The sequence below is a fragment of the Massilia sp. NP310 genome (assembly GCF_019443485.1).
GTDB classification, from domain to species: Bacteria; Pseudomonadota; Gammaproteobacteria; order Burkholderiales; family Burkholderiaceae_D; genus Telluria; species Telluria timonae.
Genome location: NZ_CP080379.1, coordinates 5,087,739 through 5,102,621, shown reverse-complemented (window position 1 = coordinate 5,102,621; position 14,883 = coordinate 5,087,739). Strand labels below are relative to the sequence as shown.

12 protein-coding genes are annotated in these 14,883 nt (G+C 67.9%); 8 read left to right on the top strand and 4 right to left on the bottom strand.

Features of this window, described 5'->3' with window-relative positions; genetic code table 11:
* Positions 1–24 precede the first annotated feature (24 nt).
* The 3 genes from KY496_RS22490 to rsmB are packed head-to-tail and all read right to left on the bottom strand — an operon-like array spanning position 25 to position 4,571.
* Positions 25–2,334, bottom strand: coding sequence for an ATP-binding protein (locus KY496_RS22490; protein WP_219862521.1), 2,310 nt, complete (start codon positions 2,332–2,334; stop codon positions 25–27).
* Positions 2,324–2,899, bottom strand: coding sequence for a DUF4390 domain-containing protein (locus tag KY496_RS22485; protein ID WP_005667854.1), 576 nt, complete (start codon positions 2,897–2,899; stop codon positions 2,324–2,326). Before KY496_RS22485 ends, KY496_RS22490 begins: the two co-directional genes overlap by 11 nt.
* Positions 2,900–2,942: 43 nt before the next feature.
* Positions 2,943–4,571, bottom strand: coding sequence for a 16S rRNA (cytosine(967)-C(5))-methyltransferase RsmB (rsmB, locus tag KY496_RS22480; RefSeq protein WP_229520339.1), 1,629 nt, complete (start codon positions 4,569–4,571; stop codon positions 2,943–2,945).
* A 205-nt stretch (positions 4,572–4,776) separates the two neighbouring features.
* Between rsmB and argS the strand changes: the two genes are divergently transcribed.
* From argS to KY496_RS22445, 7 genes are all read left to right on the top strand, one after another.
* Positions 4,777–6,489, top strand: a complete 1,713-nt coding sequence (gene argS / locus KY496_RS22475; protein WP_184239677.1) for an arginine--tRNA ligase — start codon at positions 4,777–4,779, stop codon at positions 6,487–6,489.
* 190 nt (positions 6,490–6,679) lie between these two features.
* The gene (locus KY496_RS22470; RefSeq protein WP_071360452.1) at positions 6,680–7,345 is read left to right on the top strand and encodes an SPOR domain-containing protein; all 666 of its coding nucleotides are present in this window, start codon (positions 6,680–6,682) and stop codon (positions 7,343–7,345) included.
* Between the two features lie 4 nt (positions 7,346–7,349).
* Positions 7,350–8,135 carry an SDR family oxidoreductase gene (locus KY496_RS22465; protein WP_071360453.1) on the top strand — a complete coding sequence of 262 codons (786 nt, stop codon included), beginning with the start codon at positions 7,350–7,352 and terminating at the stop codon, positions 8,133–8,135.
* A complete protein-coding gene (locus KY496_RS22460; protein WP_071360454.1) occupies positions 8,132–8,896 on the top strand; it encodes a biotin--[acetyl-CoA-carboxylase] ligase in 765 nt (254 codons plus the stop codon). The genes KY496_RS22465 and KY496_RS22460 overlap by 4 nt, the downstream gene beginning before the upstream one ends.
* Positions 8,893–9,636 (top strand): type III pantothenate kinase, encoded by a 744-nt coding sequence (locus tag KY496_RS22455; RefSeq protein WP_005667839.1) that lies wholly within the window; start codon positions 8,893–8,895, stop codon positions 9,634–9,636. The genes KY496_RS22460 and KY496_RS22455 overlap by 4 nt, the downstream gene beginning before the upstream one ends.
* Positions 9,630–10,373, top strand: a complete 744-nt coding sequence (locus KY496_RS22450) for an SPOR domain-containing protein (protein WP_005667836.1) — start codon at positions 9,630–9,632, stop codon at positions 10,371–10,373. Before KY496_RS22455 ends, KY496_RS22450 begins: the two co-directional genes overlap by 7 nt.
* A gap of 216 nt (positions 10,374–10,589) precedes the next feature.
* Positions 10,590–11,384 (top strand): PEP-CTERM sorting domain-containing protein, encoded by a 795-nt coding sequence (locus KY496_RS22445; RefSeq protein WP_005667833.1) that lies wholly within the window; start codon positions 10,590–10,592, stop codon positions 11,382–11,384.
* 90 nt (positions 11,385–11,474) lie between these two features.
* Here the strand turns inward: KY496_RS22445 and KY496_RS22440 are convergent, their stop codons facing one another.
* A complete protein-coding gene (locus KY496_RS22440; RefSeq protein WP_219862519.1) occupies positions 11,475–12,488 on the bottom strand; it encodes a septal ring lytic transglycosylase RlpA family protein in 1,014 nt (337 codons plus the stop codon).
* A 197-nt stretch (positions 12,489–12,685) separates the two neighbouring features.
* On the opposite strand from KY496_RS22440, the gene KY496_RS22435 reads away from it, so the two are divergent.
* Complete coding sequence (locus tag KY496_RS22435) at positions 12,686–14,839, top strand: ATP-binding protein (RefSeq protein ID WP_219862517.1); 2,154 nt, start codon at positions 12,686–12,688, stop codon at positions 14,837–14,839.
* Positions 14,840–14,883: the final 44 nt, after the last annotated feature.

Genomic DNA, 14,883 nt, shown 5'->3' with positions numbered 1-14,883 from the left:
GCAATTTTATAAGTTTTTTTGCACTTAAGCCAAGTTTGCTGATGGGGCTGAATTTTGGGCTAACTTTAGCAGCAAAATCGATACCGCTGCGCCAGTTCCATCGCTGCGGTTGCCGACGTCGATCCGGCCCCCGTGCTCGTCCACGATTTTCTTGACCATGGGCAGGCCGAGGCCGGTGCCGCGGGCCTTGGTGGTGACATAGGGTTCGAAGGCGCGCGCCAGGATGCGCGGCGCGAAGCCGGGGCCGTTGTCGACGATCGCCAGGCGCACCGCGGTGCCCGCGAGCCCGTCGGCGCCGGTGTAGTGGATGGTCTCGGTGCTCACGTCCACGCGCGGGGGCGGCGCGTCGGGGCCGCGGTCGACCAGCGCATCCTGGGCGTTCTGCACCAGGTTGTGGATCACCTGGCGCAGCTGGGTGGCGTCGCCCATCACGCGCGGCAGGTTCGGCGCCAGGCTGGCGTGGATGACGTCATTGCCATCCTCGGCCAGGTAAAGGTTCAGGATTTCTCCGATCAGGCCATTCAGGTCGAGCTGCTCGAGCATGGCCGGCGGCGTGCGCGCGTAGTCGCGGAAGTCGTCCACCATGCGCTTCATGGCGTCGACCTGGTTGACGATGGTGGTGGTGCCGCGCTTGAGCAGCTCGGCCTCTTTCGGCGGCAGGCTGTCCTCGAGCTTCATCTGCATGCGCTCGGCCGCCAGCTGGATCGGCGTGAGCGGGTTCTTGATCTCGTGCGCCAGGCGCCGCGCAACCTCGCCCCAGGCGACCGAGCGCTGGGCCGTGATCACGTCCGAGATGTCGTCGAACACCACGATGAAGCCGCTGTCCGCGCCCACCGGCAGGCGCGAGCCGCGCGCCAGCAGCACCAGGTCGTGGTCGTGGTCGTCGCCGCTGCCGCGGCGCGGGATCTCGATCTGCTGCTGCCAGTGCGCACGTTTGCGCCGCTCGGCCGCCGAGTGCGCGCTCTGGGCCGAGAAGGCGCGCGTGATGCAGTTCGAGAAGTGCTCCAGTCCCGGGATCCGGGCCAGCGGCCCGGCCATCGCGCCGGGTTCCACCTGCAGGATGCGGTAGGCGGCGTCGTTCGAGTTCACCACCAGGCCCTCGGCGTCGAGCACGATCACGCCGGCCGACATATTCGCCAGCACCGATTCGAGGTGGGCCTTGGCGCTTTGCAGCGCGGCGCGGTTGCGCTCGACCGCGCTCCTGGCCTCGAACAACTGGCCGGTCATGGCGTTGAACGATTGCGTCAGCGTGCCAAGTTCGTCCTTCGTCTGGACGATCGGCCTGGGCGACAGGTCGCCCTCGGCCACCGCCTGCGTGCCCTCGGCCAGCACCAGCAGCGGCTGCGCCAGGTTGCCGGCAATGAGGAAGGCGCTGCCGACGGCGCCGAAGATCGCCAGCAGCAGCGTCAGGGTCAGCATCCCGATGTACATCTTGCGCAGGCCGGTGCGCGCTTCCAGGCGCAGGCGGTATTCGCTGTAGGCCGAGCGCAGCACCTCGGCGTTCGAGGCCAGGTTGACCGGCACCGACTGCAGCAGCTGCAGGTAGCGCTGCGGCGCGCCGGGCGGCTCGGGCACGGCCAGCACCACGCGCAGGCGCAGGCCCGTGACGGCGTCGAGCGCGCTCGAGACGCCGTCGAGCCCCTCTTCGCTCAGGTCGCGGTCGACGCCGCCTTCGGCCAGCGCATACCCGCCCGGCATGGCGGCGCTCTTCAGCATGCGTTCGTTGGGCGCGTCGGCCGCCAGGTTGGCGCCGCGGTCTTCCAGCGCCGCGGCCAGCACCGCGCCCTTCTCGTCGACCAGCATCGCGCTCTGCAGGCCGCTGGTGTCGGCCAGCAGGCGCGCCAGCACCGGCTGCGCGCTCATGTCGCCCTGGCCCGCCAGGGTCGCGGCGGCGGTCTGCGCGGTCGCGCCCAGTTCGGCCAGCGATTCGTCGAGCGCGGCGCGGCCCAGGTTCAGGCCCGACTCGATCGCCGACTCGATCTTGACGTCGAACCACGAGTCGATCGAATGCGAGACGAAATTCACCGACACCATGAAGATGACGACGCCGGGCAGGATGCCGATGCCGGCGAACAGCAGCACCAGTCTCGCCATCAGGCGCGAGCCGAACTTGCCGGCCTTGTGGCGCGAATACAGGCGGCCGAGGGCGACCGCGACGAAGGCCAGCAGCACGAAGGCCACCGCGCCGATCAGTCCGATCAGCCAGCCGTAGTAGCGGCCAAGGAATTCGGAATTGGCCGAGGCCGACGCGAGCAGGAACAGCAGGATGCACACTACCGCGCAGCCCACGACGAGGGCGTAGCGCAAGACCTGGTTGACCGGTCTACTCTGCACGATAGGTAAAGGTCTTCCGGCTGGACGTCAGGCGCCAGTCGGAATCGTTGAGGGCGTTGACCTGGAGCGGCTTCTGCAGGTATTCGCGGTCCATGTACATGCGCAGCGAGACTTCGTAGACTTCGCCCGGCTTGAGCTTGCCCTTGGGCGCGATCAGCCAGCGGGTCGGCCGGCGCACCATGAACATCGCATCCTCGAAGGTCTGGAAGCGCTCCTGGAAGGAGCCGACCACCGTCACGTAATACTGGCGCGTCAGCACGTCATACGAAATGCGGATGGTGCGCTTGGCGGACACCGCCCGCTCGTCGCGCCACCACCAGCGCGGCCGCACCAGCTCGATCTCGGTGGTGAAATGCAGTTGCACACCGTGCTGGAGCGCATCCCGCAGGCCGCTATTGAGCTCGAAATCGTAGACCGTGTTGAGCCGGTAGCCGTCGTCGCTCGCTTCGATCGCGGCGCGGCTGATCTCGATCCCGTCGGCCGCCTGCGCCGGTACCCACGCAGCAACGCACGCAAGCGCCAGCAGCAGCTGGCAGGCGAGGAGGCGTAAAAGTCGTAACGTCACGGGTGAGCCGGGGCCTTAAAAAATGCGCGTAGTGTAAAAGAACTTACGCCGCTTTCTTCTGGAACAGGGCGTAGAACAAACCGTCATGATCCTGTCCGGCGCCGCCGAGCGGCAGGAGTTGGCCCGGCGCATCAAGGCGGACTGCGTCGTGGCGAGCCGCGAAAGCGGCTGCCTGCGCCTCCGATTCCTGGGGCCAGAGCGAACATGTCACGAACAGCAATTTACCATCGGGCAGCAACATCTGCCAAAGATTGTCGAGTATTTTGGAAGAAAGTGTTGCAAGTTGGGATGTATCCGACTTGCGGCGCAGCCAGCGGATATCCGGGTGGCGGCGCACGATGCCCGAGGCGGTGCACGGCACGTCGGCCAGGATACGATCGTATTGACGGCCATCCCACCAGTCCCGGCTGCCGGCATCGGCGGCCAGCAGCGTCGCGTCCAGGCCGAGGCGGCCCAGGTTGTCGCCCACGCGCGCCAGGCGCGCCGGGTCGGCGTCGACCGAGGTCAGCTGCACGTCGGCGGTCTCGAGGATGTGACCGCTCTTGCCGCCGGGAGCGGCGCAGGCGTCCAGCACGCGCATGCCGTCCTTCAGGTCGAGCAGCGGCGCGGCCAGCTGGGCGCCGGCGTCCTGCACCGACACCACGCCGTCGGCGAAGCCCGGGATCTGGGCCACGTTGATGGCCTGGGCCAGGCGCACCGCGGTCAAGCCCACCTGCTCGGCCTGCAGGCCGGCTTCGTTCAGGGCGTGCAGATAGGCAGAGACATCGGTCTTGCGGCGGTTGACGCGCAGGGTCAGCGGCGGATGGACGTTGCCGGCCTCGAGCACGGCTTCCCAGTCGCGCGGATAGGCCGCGCGCATGGTGTCGATCCACCACTGCGGATAATTGAAGCGCGCCAGCGGCTCGCGCAGGGCTTCTGCGACCAGCGCCTCGCGCTCGCGCAGGAAGCGCCGCAACACGGCGTTGACCATGGCCTTGGCATGGGCGAAATCGGGATGGGCCGCGGCCGCGTTGACGGCCTGGTCGACCACGGTGAAGGCCTCATACGGGGCCGCCTGGCCCTCGGGCGGATCGAGCAGGGAGAGCGCCGCGCACAACAGGCCGCCCAGCATCGGCGGCTCGGGCGCCTTGCTGGTCATCAGGCCCAGCAGGGTCTCGCTGCGGCCCAGCTGGCGCATGGTGCGGTAGGCGATGTCCTGGATCGCGCCGCGCGCCTGCGGCGTGGCGTCGTAGGCGCCGAAGACGGCAGCCAGGGCCTGCGGCAGCGCGCTGCCCCCGCGCACGCGCGCCACGGCGCTGGCGGCGCCGAGCAGCGCCAGCGCCAGCGAATCGGACTTGAGGTCGGGGCGGTAGTCGCGCTGCGGCGCGACTTTCACTTCGTGGCTCTGGCGCAGACGCGGCGCTTCTTCACGCTGCGCACGCGGCTGCTGGCCGGGGAAGTCGCCACCCTGCGCCCGAGGCGGCTTGCCGACCGGGCGGCGGTCGGGATCTGCCGGCCGGGGCTGGCCTGATGCGCTCGGACCGGGCTTGCCATGACCGCCCTGCCCCCGCGCAGGACCCTTTGCCGCAGCGCCGGCCGGAACCGGGTTGCGGCCGACCGCGCCTGGCGCGCGCCGGTCGGCGGCGGGCCTGGCCTTGGGTTTCAGGGTGAGCGTTGGACGCTTGTCAGTCATGGCGAATAAAATGTTGCGAAAATGGGCTCCCATTGTAACGGTTATGCCTTTGGCGACGCTTAATATGGTTGTTGAACCGCCAATCGCGAACGCCGTGGCCAGCCAAAGCGTGGCATCAAACTAGTATAATGTTCACTGTTTGCCTGCTCGTCTTCCCGATAATAGGCGCCGTCCATCCGTAGTACCTAATTTTTCGACCATTCCCATGCTCGCCCAACAAAAACAACAAATCGTTGCCCTGTTCCAGGCAGCCCTCGCCCCGATCGTCGCCGGCACCGACCTGGCCCCCAATGTGGTGCTGGAGCGTCCGCGCGATCCTTCGCACGGCGACATCGCCTGCAATATCGCCATGCAGCTGGCCAAGCCGCTCAAGACCAATCCGCGCGAACTGGCCACCCGCCTGGTCGCCGCGCTGCAGGCCGAGCCGGGCGCGCAGGGCCTGATCGAATCGGCGGAGATTGCCGGCCCCGGCTTCATCAACCTGCGCGTGGCCGCCGCCGCCAAGCAGTCGGTGGTGCGCAGCGTGCTCGAGCAGGGTGAAGCCTTCGGCCGCGCCGGCGCCGCCAGCGGCCACCATGCGATCATCGAATTCGTCTCGGCCAACCCGACCGGTCCGCTGCACGTCGGCCACGGCCGCCAGGCCGCGCTGGGCGATGCGCTGTCGTCGCTGTTCGAATCGCAGGGCATCGAAGTGACGCGCGAGTTCTACTACAACGACGCCGGCGTCCAGATCGCCACCCTCGCCACCTCGGTGCAGGCGCGCGCGCGCGGCTTCAAGCCGGGCGACGCCGAATGGCCGGAGTCGGCCTATAACGGCGACTACATCGCCGACATCGCGGCCGACTTCCTGGCCAAGAAGACCGTGTCGGCCAGCGACGGCGCACCCGCCACCGCCAGCGGCGACGTGAATGACATCGAATCGATCCGCCGCTTCGCCGTGACCTACCTGCGCAACGAGCAGGACCAGGACCTGCAGGCATTCGGCGTCAAGTTCGACAACTACTACCTCGAATCGTCGCTGTACGCCGACGGCAAGGTGGAAGCCGCGGTGCAGGCCCTGGTGGATGCCGGCAAGACCTATGAAGACGGCGGCGCCCTGTGGCTCAAGACCACCGACTACGGCGACGACAAGGACCGCGTGATGCGCAAGTCCGACGGCACCTATACCTATTTCGTGCCCGACGTCGCCTACCACATCCAGAAATTCCGCCGCGGCTTCGACCAGGCGATCAACATCCAGGGCAGCGACCACCACGGCACCATCGCGCGCGTGCGCGCCGGCCTGCAGGCGGTGAACATCGGCATCCCGCAGGGCTATCCCGACTACGTGCTGCACAAGATGGTCACCGTGATGAAGAACGGCGAAGAGGTCAAGATCTCCAAGCGCGCCGGCTCCTACGTCACCGTGCGCGACCTGATCGAATGGTCGGGCAATGGCGACGTCACGCGCGGCCGCGACGCGGTGCGTTTCTTCCTGATTTCGCGCAAGGCCGACACCGAGTTCGTGTTCGACGTTGACGTCGCCCTCGCGACCAATGACGAGAATCCGGTCTACTACGTGCAGTATGCCCACGCGCGCATCTGCTCGGCGCTGGCCAACTGGGGCGGCGACGTCGCCAGCCTGGCCAAGGCGGATCTGTCGCCGCTGACCGAATCGCACGAGTCGCAGCTGCTGGCCAAGCTGGCGGCCTATCCCGAGATGCTGCAGCGCGCGCAGGCCGAACTCGGCCCGCACCAGGTCGCGTTCTACCTGCGCGAACTGGCAGGCGAGCTGCACAGCTATTATTTCGCGCACAAGTGGCTGCTCGACGACGACGAGTCGCTCAAGCTGGCCCGCCTGGCGCTGGCCGCCGCCACCCGCCAGGTGCTGCGCAACGGCCTGGCCCTGATCGGCGTCTCGGCGCCGGACAAGATGTGAAGGGCGCCTCGAAAAACCGTCGCGAGCGGCAGCAGTTTCGGTCGAGAAGCGCAACCGTACGGCCGTACGGTGAGCATCGCAGACCTACGCGGCCCGACCGAAACTGCAACGCGCAGCAGGTTTTTCGAAGTGCCCTAAAGTGCAGGCAGCACTGGAACCGAAGCCCAACGTCTCATCACCAGAAAGCGTCATGACCGTCATCCGTACCTTCTCGAAGCGTAGCCAACGCCATCAACGCGGCAGCACCCTGACCGGCATCATCGTCGGCCTGATCATCGGGCTGGGGATCGCGGTGGCGGTCGCGCTCGTGATCACCAAGGGCGCCTCGCCGTTCACCGATCGTTCCAACAAGATGGGCCGCCCGGCCGACCTCGAGCCCAGCCAGGCGTCCGATCCCAACAAGCCGATGTACGGCAACCGGGCGCCGGTGCCGCAGGCGCCAAGCCAGCCGAGCGCGCCGGCGAGCGCGCCGGCGCCGTCACCACAGCAGCAGCCCGACTCCGACCCGCTGGGCGCCGCCATCGCCGGCATGCAGGAGCCGCGCCCGAGCGCGCCGCCACCGCCGCCGGGCCCGGTCAACACCGCCGCCCCCGCCTCCGGCGCGGCGGCCGTGACCGACGGCTACATCTATTACCTGCAGGCCGGCGCCTTCCGCGAGATGTCGGACGCCGAGAACACCCGCGCCAAGCTGGCCCTGCTCGGCTTCGAGGCCGCGATCACCGACCGCAGCACCGACAGCGGCGTGCTGCACCGGGTGCGGGTCGGCCCCTACTCGCAAGTCGAAGCCGTCAACAAGGCGCGCGCCAAGCTGCTCGACAGCGGCATCGACGTCGCCATCGTGCGCAACCAGCGCTAAGCCCATGTCGACGCGGACGGAGCGCGTCTTCATCACCGGCGCCTCGAGCGGCATCGGCGCCGCCCTGGCGCGCGAATACGCCGCGCGCGGCGCCACGCTTGGCCTGCTGGCGCGGCGGCGCGACCACCTGGTTGCGCTGGCCGCCTCGCTGCCCCACCCCGAACGGCATCACATCTACGCGGTCGACGTGCTCGATCGCGACGGCCTGGCCGCGGCCGCGCTTGACTTCATCGCCGCCAACGGCGGCGCCGACGTCGTCATCGCCAGCGCCGGCATTTCGCACGGCACGCTCACCGACCGCGCGGCCGACCTGGCCGTGTTCGACGCGGTGTTCGCCACCAACGTGAACGCCACGGTCGCCACCTTCGCCCCGTTCATTGCCCCCATGCGGCGGCAGGCGACGCCCTGCCGCCTGGTGGGCATCGGCAGCGTGGCGGGCGTGCGCGGCATGCGCGGCGCCGGCGCCTACTGCGCCAGCAAGGCCGCCGTGCACAGCTACTGCGAAGCGCTGCGGGTCGAGCTGCGCGCGACCAACATCCGGGTGGTGACGATCGCCCCCGGTTATATCGACACCCCCATGACCAGCAAGAACCGTTTTCCCATGCCCTTCCTGATGCCCGCCGACCGCTTCGCGGCGCAAGCCGCCGCCGTGATCGCGCGCGGCGACAGCTACCGCGTATTACCCTGGCAGATGGGCGTCGTCGCCAAGCTGCTGCGCCTGCTGCCCAACTTCGTGTTCGACCGCCTGTTCGCGCGCGCGCCGACCAAGCAGCGCCAGGGGGAAGCATGAACGCCGATGCCATCCGCGCACTGTCGAAGGCCGGCGTGGCGGTCGACGTCGTGGCGCAGACCGGCTCCACCAATGCCGACCTGCTGGCGCGCGCCGCGACGCTCGAAGCGCCATTGCTGCTGGTGGCCGAACACCAGACCGCCGGCCGCGGTCGCGCCGGCCGCAGCTGGCTGTCTTCGCCCGAAGGTTCGCTGACCTTTTCGCTGGCGTGGAAGTTCGACGGCGGCCCGCAGGCGCTGGTTGGCCTGCCGCTGGCAATCGGCGTGGCGCTGGCCGAGACGCTCGGCGCGCTGGGCCAGCAAGTCCAGCTGAAATGGCCGAACGACCTGCTCAAGGACGGCGACAAGCTGGCCGGCATCCTGGTCGAGACCCAGTCCGCGCCCGGTGGCGGCACCTGGACCGTGATCGGCATCGGCCTCAATCTCCTGATGCCGGACGAGATGGAAGCGCAGCTGGGACGCAGCGCGGCCGGCGTGCCCTGGCTGGCGCGCATGGAGCGCGACGTCCTGATGGCGGCCCTGCTCGACGGCCTGGCCGCGGCGCTGGCGGAGTTTTCCGCGCGCGGCTTCGCCGCCTTCGCCGCGCGCTGGAACCTGCGCCACGCCTGGCAGGGCGAGACCGTGGTCCTGCTCGACCACGGCGCGGTGCGGCACGAGGGCCGCGCCGCCGGCGTCGACGACAGCGGCCGCCTGCTGCTCGACACGTCGGAGGGCCGCATCACCGTGATGGCCGGCGACGTCTCGCTGCGGGTGAAGACATGATGCTGCTGGTCGACGCGGGCAATACCCGCGTCAAGTGGGCGCTGGCCGACGCCGGCAGCGCCCTCGGCGCGTGGCGCCTGCACGGCGCCGTGCTGCATGCGCAGCTGGACGAAGCAGCTGCCCGATGGGCGAGCGCCGGCGTGACCCGCGCGCTGGTGTCGAACGTCGCCGGCCCACAGCTGGCCGGGCGCATCGCGGCCCTGCTGCCGGCCGGGATCGAGGTCGAATGGTTCGCCTCCAGCGTGGAGCGCGCCGGCCTGCGCAACGGCTACCGCGACCCCGGCCGCCTGGGCTGCGACCGCTTCGCCGCCGCCATCGGCGCGCGCGCCCTGGCGCCCAGGCAGAACCTGATCGTCGCCACCTGCGGCACCGCGACCACGGTCGACGCGGTGAGCGCCGACGGCCTGTTCGTGGGCGGCATGATCCTGCCCGGCCTGGCGCTGATGGCGTCCAGCCTGGCCAGCAACACGGCGCAGCTGCCGCAGGTAGTCCCTGGCGCCGTGCCGGCGCTGTTTGGCGACAATACCAACGACGCGATTCTCTCCGGCGTGCTGTCGGCCCAGGCCGGCGCCATCGAGCGCGCCGTGGCCGGACATGGCGCCTCTTCCTGCATCGTCTCGGGCGGCGCGGCGCCGACCATCGCGCCCGCGCTCAAGGTCGCGCACAGGGTGGTCGATAATATCGTGCTGGTCGGCCTGCAGGCGGCGACCGCCTGGAGAGAGGGGGAAGCACGGTGTTGAAATTCGTATTCTGGGCGCTGCTGGCCGCGAACGCGGCCTTGCTGGCGTATGGCCAGGGCATGCTGGGCCAGCCCGGCGCCGGTGAGCGCGAGCCAGGCCGGCTGAACAACCAGCTGGCGCCCGAACGCATCACGCAACTGACGGCGGTCGAGGCCAAGCGCGCGCTGGACGAGGCCGAGGCCATGGAAGCCGGCGACGCCGAAGCCCGCGCCGAGCCATCCGCCGCCGCGCCCTCGCCGGAGCCGGCGCCGCCGGCCGCCGTGGCGCCGGACCTGATCGCCTGCGTCCAGGCCGGTCCCTTCAGCGCCGCCGACGCCCGCCGTTTCGAAACCCGGGTGGCCAGCCTGGACCTCGCTGCGCGCCAGTCGCGGGTCGACGTCCCCTTCCAGGAAGTGACCAGCCGCCTGGTCTACCTGCCTCCCAACGGCGGCCGCGAAGGCGCCCAGCGCCGCGCCGCCGAGCTCAAGGAACGCGGTGTCGAGAATTTTTACATCATGCAGGGCGACTCGCCGCTGCGCTGGGCGATCTCGCTGGGCGTGTTCAAGACCGACAGCGCGGCCCAGAAGCTGGTGGCGCAACTGCAGCGCCAGGGTGTGCGCGGTGTGCGGGTGCTGCCGCGTGGCCCGCAAGTCATGCGCCCCGCCTACCAGTACCAGGCGATCGATGCCGGTGCGCGCAACCGGCTTTCCACGCTCATCGGCAACTTCTCCGGCGCCGACTTGCGCAACTGCGAATAACGTCGCGGTCGTGTATCGCATCCATCCAGCGCGCCACATGGCGCGCTTTTTTATGCGGTGTGCAGTTGACCACCCGCAAGCTGTCGAATATCTTTACACTTAATTTTCCTCAAGAAATTTTAATTAACCAAAACAAACACTTATATCCTTGGCACACTATTTGCTCTATATCAAATTAAGTTGTTCCAATATAATTTGACGTTCCGAGGGGAAACCATGAAACAGATCATCACCGCCTTGCTGCTCGCCGCTGCCACGCTGTCGACCACCGCTGCCGCTGCACCCATTTCGCTGAACGGCTCGCTGGCCAACGGGATGCTGGATCAGGGCAGCTACAAAGTCGCTTTCATCAACGATACGCCGCTGCCAGAAAAATATACCTTCAATAGCCTGTCGTATTCGTTCTCCTTCAAGGACGATGGCGAACTGATGAAACTGACCTCGACCAGCGACCGCGACGAAGGCGAATACGGCAAGGTCAAGAATGGCAAGAGCACCCGTGATGTGACGGTCACCAATACCCATACCTATACCGGTGAACAAGAGAGCGCCGCCCTGTGGTTCGGCGACTTCCTGCTCGGAAGCGGAAGCACCCAGCTCTTCGAGTCGAGCTATACCTCCCCGTCGAGCTTCCAGGAAATTTACGACGGCCAAAAATGCACGAAATGGTTCTTCTTCATCTGCAAACAATCGCACTCGCAATATTCGGATACCACGACCACGACGACGACCGTGAAGAAGGCGTACACCGGTGAGTTCACCATCAGCGGCACCGTGACGAACCAGTCCATCATCGACGCGCTGCTGAACGATGGCCAACTGACGTTCAAGCTGAAAGTGCTCGGCGACCTGATGCTCACCAACTCCGAGCTCCTGCTCGACTACACCAAGGTGGAAGAGCCGACTGAAGAGCCGGGCGAAGTGCCTGAGCCGTCGAGCGTCCTGCTGGCCGGCGCCGGCCTGGCCGCCATCGGCTTCCTGCGCCGCCGCCGCACCGCCGCACAGGCATAAGCGCTTCTTTTCCGCTCGAAGAAATGGCCGGTTCGCCGGCCATTTTTCATGGCGCGCAGATTCAGCGCGCCGCGTTCGACGAGGGGGCGATCAGCGCTGGACCACGATCGGCTTGAAGCCGAGGCTGGACGGCAGCGCACGCATGGCTTCCATCGCTTCGGCGCGGCTGGCGTAGGGGCCGCCGTACAGGCGATTCAGGGAACCCACCTTCACCACTTCGAGCTTGCCCAGCTCGACGCCGGCATCGGCGATCTTTTCTCCCATCGCCTCGGCGGTGCCGGCGCGGCCATAGGCGCCGAGCTGGATGAAGAAGCGACCGGCCGGCGCGGGCGCGGACACCGGCTCTGCCTGGCTCACCAGCGCCGCGCTGTCGGAATGAATCCGGTCTTCCAGCATCAGCGCCTCGATCTCGGGCGGCGCCGATTGCGCGATCGACGCGACTTCGCGGCGCGCGGCCGCGATCTGCGCCGGCGGGACGATCGGATCGCCCGGGAACAGGCGCTCGATCTCGACTTCATGGCTGCCCTTGCCCAGCAGCCCGAGCTTGAGCGCCGCCGTGTACGAGACGTCGATGATGCGGCTGGAATGGAAGGGGCCGCGGTCGTTGATGCGCACCACCACCGAATTGCCGGTGTCGAGGCTGGTCACGCGCACATAGGACGGGATCGGCAGCGTCGGATGCGCGGCCGTCATCTTGTACATATCGTACAGTTCTCCGGACGCCGTGCGCTGGCCGTGGAACTTGACGCCATACCAGGTGCTGACGCCGCGCGCGCTGTACCGCTCGTCATTTCCCAGCGGCGTATAGGTCTTGCCCAGCACCGTGTAGGGACGGCTGGTCCACTTGTTGAAGGGCTCGGCCTTGACCACGGCGTCCGGCACGTCGAGCAGGCCGTCGGGGATGTCGTCGCCCGGGCCGTCGTCCTTGTAGTAGCCGCCGCGGCCCGACTTGGCGGGCGGCAGCTGGGGCGCCTTGCCATGCTTGGCGGTCGGTTTGTGCGGCCAGGGGAAAGGATTGAGCCGCTTGTGTTCCCCAGTGCTGCTGCAGGCCGATACTAGAATGGCAACCGGTATGACCGCCAGGAAGCTTGTACGAACGCCCATTGGCCGTCCTCCATCGTGTTAGGTCGACCCCCAGTTTACGTTGTCTTGCCAGACTCATCAATATGCAGGCATCAAGCCGGAATGCGATAATGGCCGTTTTGGCAAGACGTTCGCGTGCCATGATCGTTCCGAAAGTGTGGTTCCGACGCAAAAAAACAGGGCATACTGCGGCATCGCCGGTCTGTCCACTTTCAACCATGCCGCACTCTTCGCATATTTTCGATCACCTGCCGGGTAACGGCGACACCGTGACCCTGCTGCGGCAGACCGACTGGTCGCGCACCGGCCTGGGCGACCCATCCACCTGGCCCGACGCCTTGCGGCTGCAGGTGAACGTCTGTTTCGAATCGCAGTTCCCGATCGCGATATGGTGGGGCCCGGACCTGATCCAGCTGTACAACGATTTCTACCGGCCGATCCTCGGTTCGAGCAAGCACCCGGCGTCGTTCGGCGGCCCGGCCCGGGAAACCTGGCCCGAAATCTGGCCGACGATCGGCGCCATGGTCGACCAGGTGATGAACGACGGCATCGCGGTCAGGGGCGAGGACATGCCGCTCGAACTGCTGCGCAACGGCTACCCGGAACTGTGCCACTTCACGTTTTCGTACAGCCCGATCCGCGATATTTCGGGCGCCGTCGTCGGCATGTTCACCGCGGCGGTCGAGACGAGCGCGCGCGTCATGGCGGAACGCCGGCGCGCTTTCCAGCTGAACCTGGCCGACGAATTGAGGGGGATGGCGACGACCGACGACATCATCGGCACGGCGACCCGGCTGATCCGCCAGCACCTGGGCGTCACGCGCGCCTATTACGCCGAAATCGACGACCAGGCCGGCTGCTTCCACATCCCCGCGCAATGGACGCACAGCGGCGAGCTGCCCGCCCTGCCCGGCCTGCCGCCACACGGATCGGTTGCCACTTTCAGTCCCTACCTGCTGCAAAGCCTGCGCGCCGCGCGGGCGGTGGTGGCCGAGGACATCGCGGCCGACCCGCACCTAGCCGGGCATGCGCAGGCCTACCTGGATCTCGGGATGCAGTCGGTCGTCGTCGTGCCGCTGAACCGGGGTGGCCAGCTGCGCGCCAACTTCAATGTCGGCCATTCGGTGCCGCGCCGCTGGACGCCGGGTGAACTCGAGATCATCGCCGACGTGGCCGAGCGCACCTGGGACGCGATCGAGCGGGCCCGGGCCGAAGAAGCGCTGCGCCTGTCAAGCCGCCTGAAGGACGAATTCCTCGCGATGCTGGCGCATGAACTGCGCAACCCGCTGGCGCCGATCAGCGCCGCGGCCGACCTGCTCGCCGCCGCCCGCCTCGACGAGGACAAGATACACCGGACCAGCGCCGTCATCCAGCGCCAGGTCGCGCACATGACCGCGCTGGTCGACGACCTGCTCGACATCTCGCGCGTGACCCGCGGCCTGATCACGCTGGAACAGAGAGAGATCGACGTGCACGACGTCATCGCCGACGCCGAGGAACAGGCGCGCCCGCTGATGGAAAAGCGCCAGCATGCGCTGCGCTGCATCTACCGCGCGGGCAAGGCCTACGTTCGCGGCGACCGCAAGCGGCTGGTGCAGGTGCTCGCCAATCTCCTCAACAATGCGGCCAAGTACACGCCGCCGGGCGGCGCGATCGACATGCGGGTCGAGGTGCGGGAGCGCGACGTCGCCATCTCGGTGAGCGACAACGGCATCGGCATGGCCCACGAACTGGTCGGCCGCGTGTTCGATCTGTTCGCCCAGGGCGAGCGCGATGCCGACCGGACCCAGGGCGGGCTGGGCATCGGCCTGGCCCTGGTGCGCAACCTGGTCGAGCTGCACGGAGGCAGCGTCGGCGCGCATAGCGCGGGCGCCGGACAGGGCAGCCGGTTCACCGTGACCCTGCCGCGGATCGAACCCGATGCCGCGCCGGCCGGCAGCGCCGGTTCCGCCACGGGGCTCGCGCCGGCGGCGGGCGGGCTGAAAGTGCTGGTGGTGGACGACAATGCCGACGCCGCCGCCATGCTGTCGATGCTGGTCGAATCGGCCGGCCATGACGTCGTGGTCGAACTGAGCTCGGTGAGGGCGCTCGACAACGTCGAGACGATCAGGCCGGACATCTGCCTGCTCGACATCGGCCTTCCCGAGCTCGATGGGAACGCGCTGGCGCGCCGGCTGCGCGCGATGCCGCGGCTGCCGCCTCCGGTGCTGGTTGCCGTCACCGGATATGGCCAGCAATCCGACCGCGACAAGGCCTTCGCGGCAGGCTTCGACCATTTCTTCACCAAGCCGGTCGATATTTCCCGCTTGATGGCCTTGCTGACCGAGGTGCACACGGCAGGCCCCGCGGCGCGCGGCGGCCCGGTTCGCTAGACGCGTGGACGGCTTGGCCGTCCTAGGGAAGCGCTGTTTTATTC

Bases quoted from the DNA above. Each gene is read 5' to 3' on its own strand.
- rsmB (WP_229520339.1), bottom strand. From the start codon at position 4,571: ATGACTGACAAGCGTCCAACGCTCACCCTGAAACCCAAGGCCAGGCCC.
- argS (WP_184239677.1), top strand. From the start codon at position 4,777: ATGCTCGCCCAACAAAAACAACAAATCGTTGCCCTGTTCCAGGCAGCC.
- KY496_RS22470 (WP_071360452.1), top strand. From the start codon at position 6,680: ATGACCGTCATCCGTACCTTCTCGAAGCGTAGCCAACGCCATCAACGC.
- KY496_RS22465 (WP_071360453.1), top strand. From the start codon at position 7,350: ATGTCGACGCGGACGGAGCGCGTCTTCATCACCGGCGCCTCGAGCGGC.
- KY496_RS22460 (WP_071360454.1), top strand. From the start codon at position 8,132: ATGAACGCCGATGCCATCCGCGCACTGTCGAAGGCCGGCGTGGCGGTC.
- KY496_RS22455 (WP_005667839.1), top strand. From the start codon at position 8,893: ATGATGCTGCTGGTCGACGCGGGCAATACCCGCGTCAAGTGGGCGCTG.
- KY496_RS22445 (WP_005667833.1), top strand. From the start codon at position 10,590: ATGAAACAGATCATCACCGCCTTGCTGCTCGCCGCTGCCACGCTGTCG.
- KY496_RS22440 (WP_219862519.1), bottom strand. From the start codon at position 12,488: ATGGGCGTTCGTACAAGCTTCCTGGCGGTCATACCGGTTGCCATTCTA.
- KY496_RS22435 (WP_219862517.1), top strand. From the start codon at position 12,686: ATGCCGCACTCTTCGCATATTTTCGATCACCTGCCGGGTAACGGCGAC.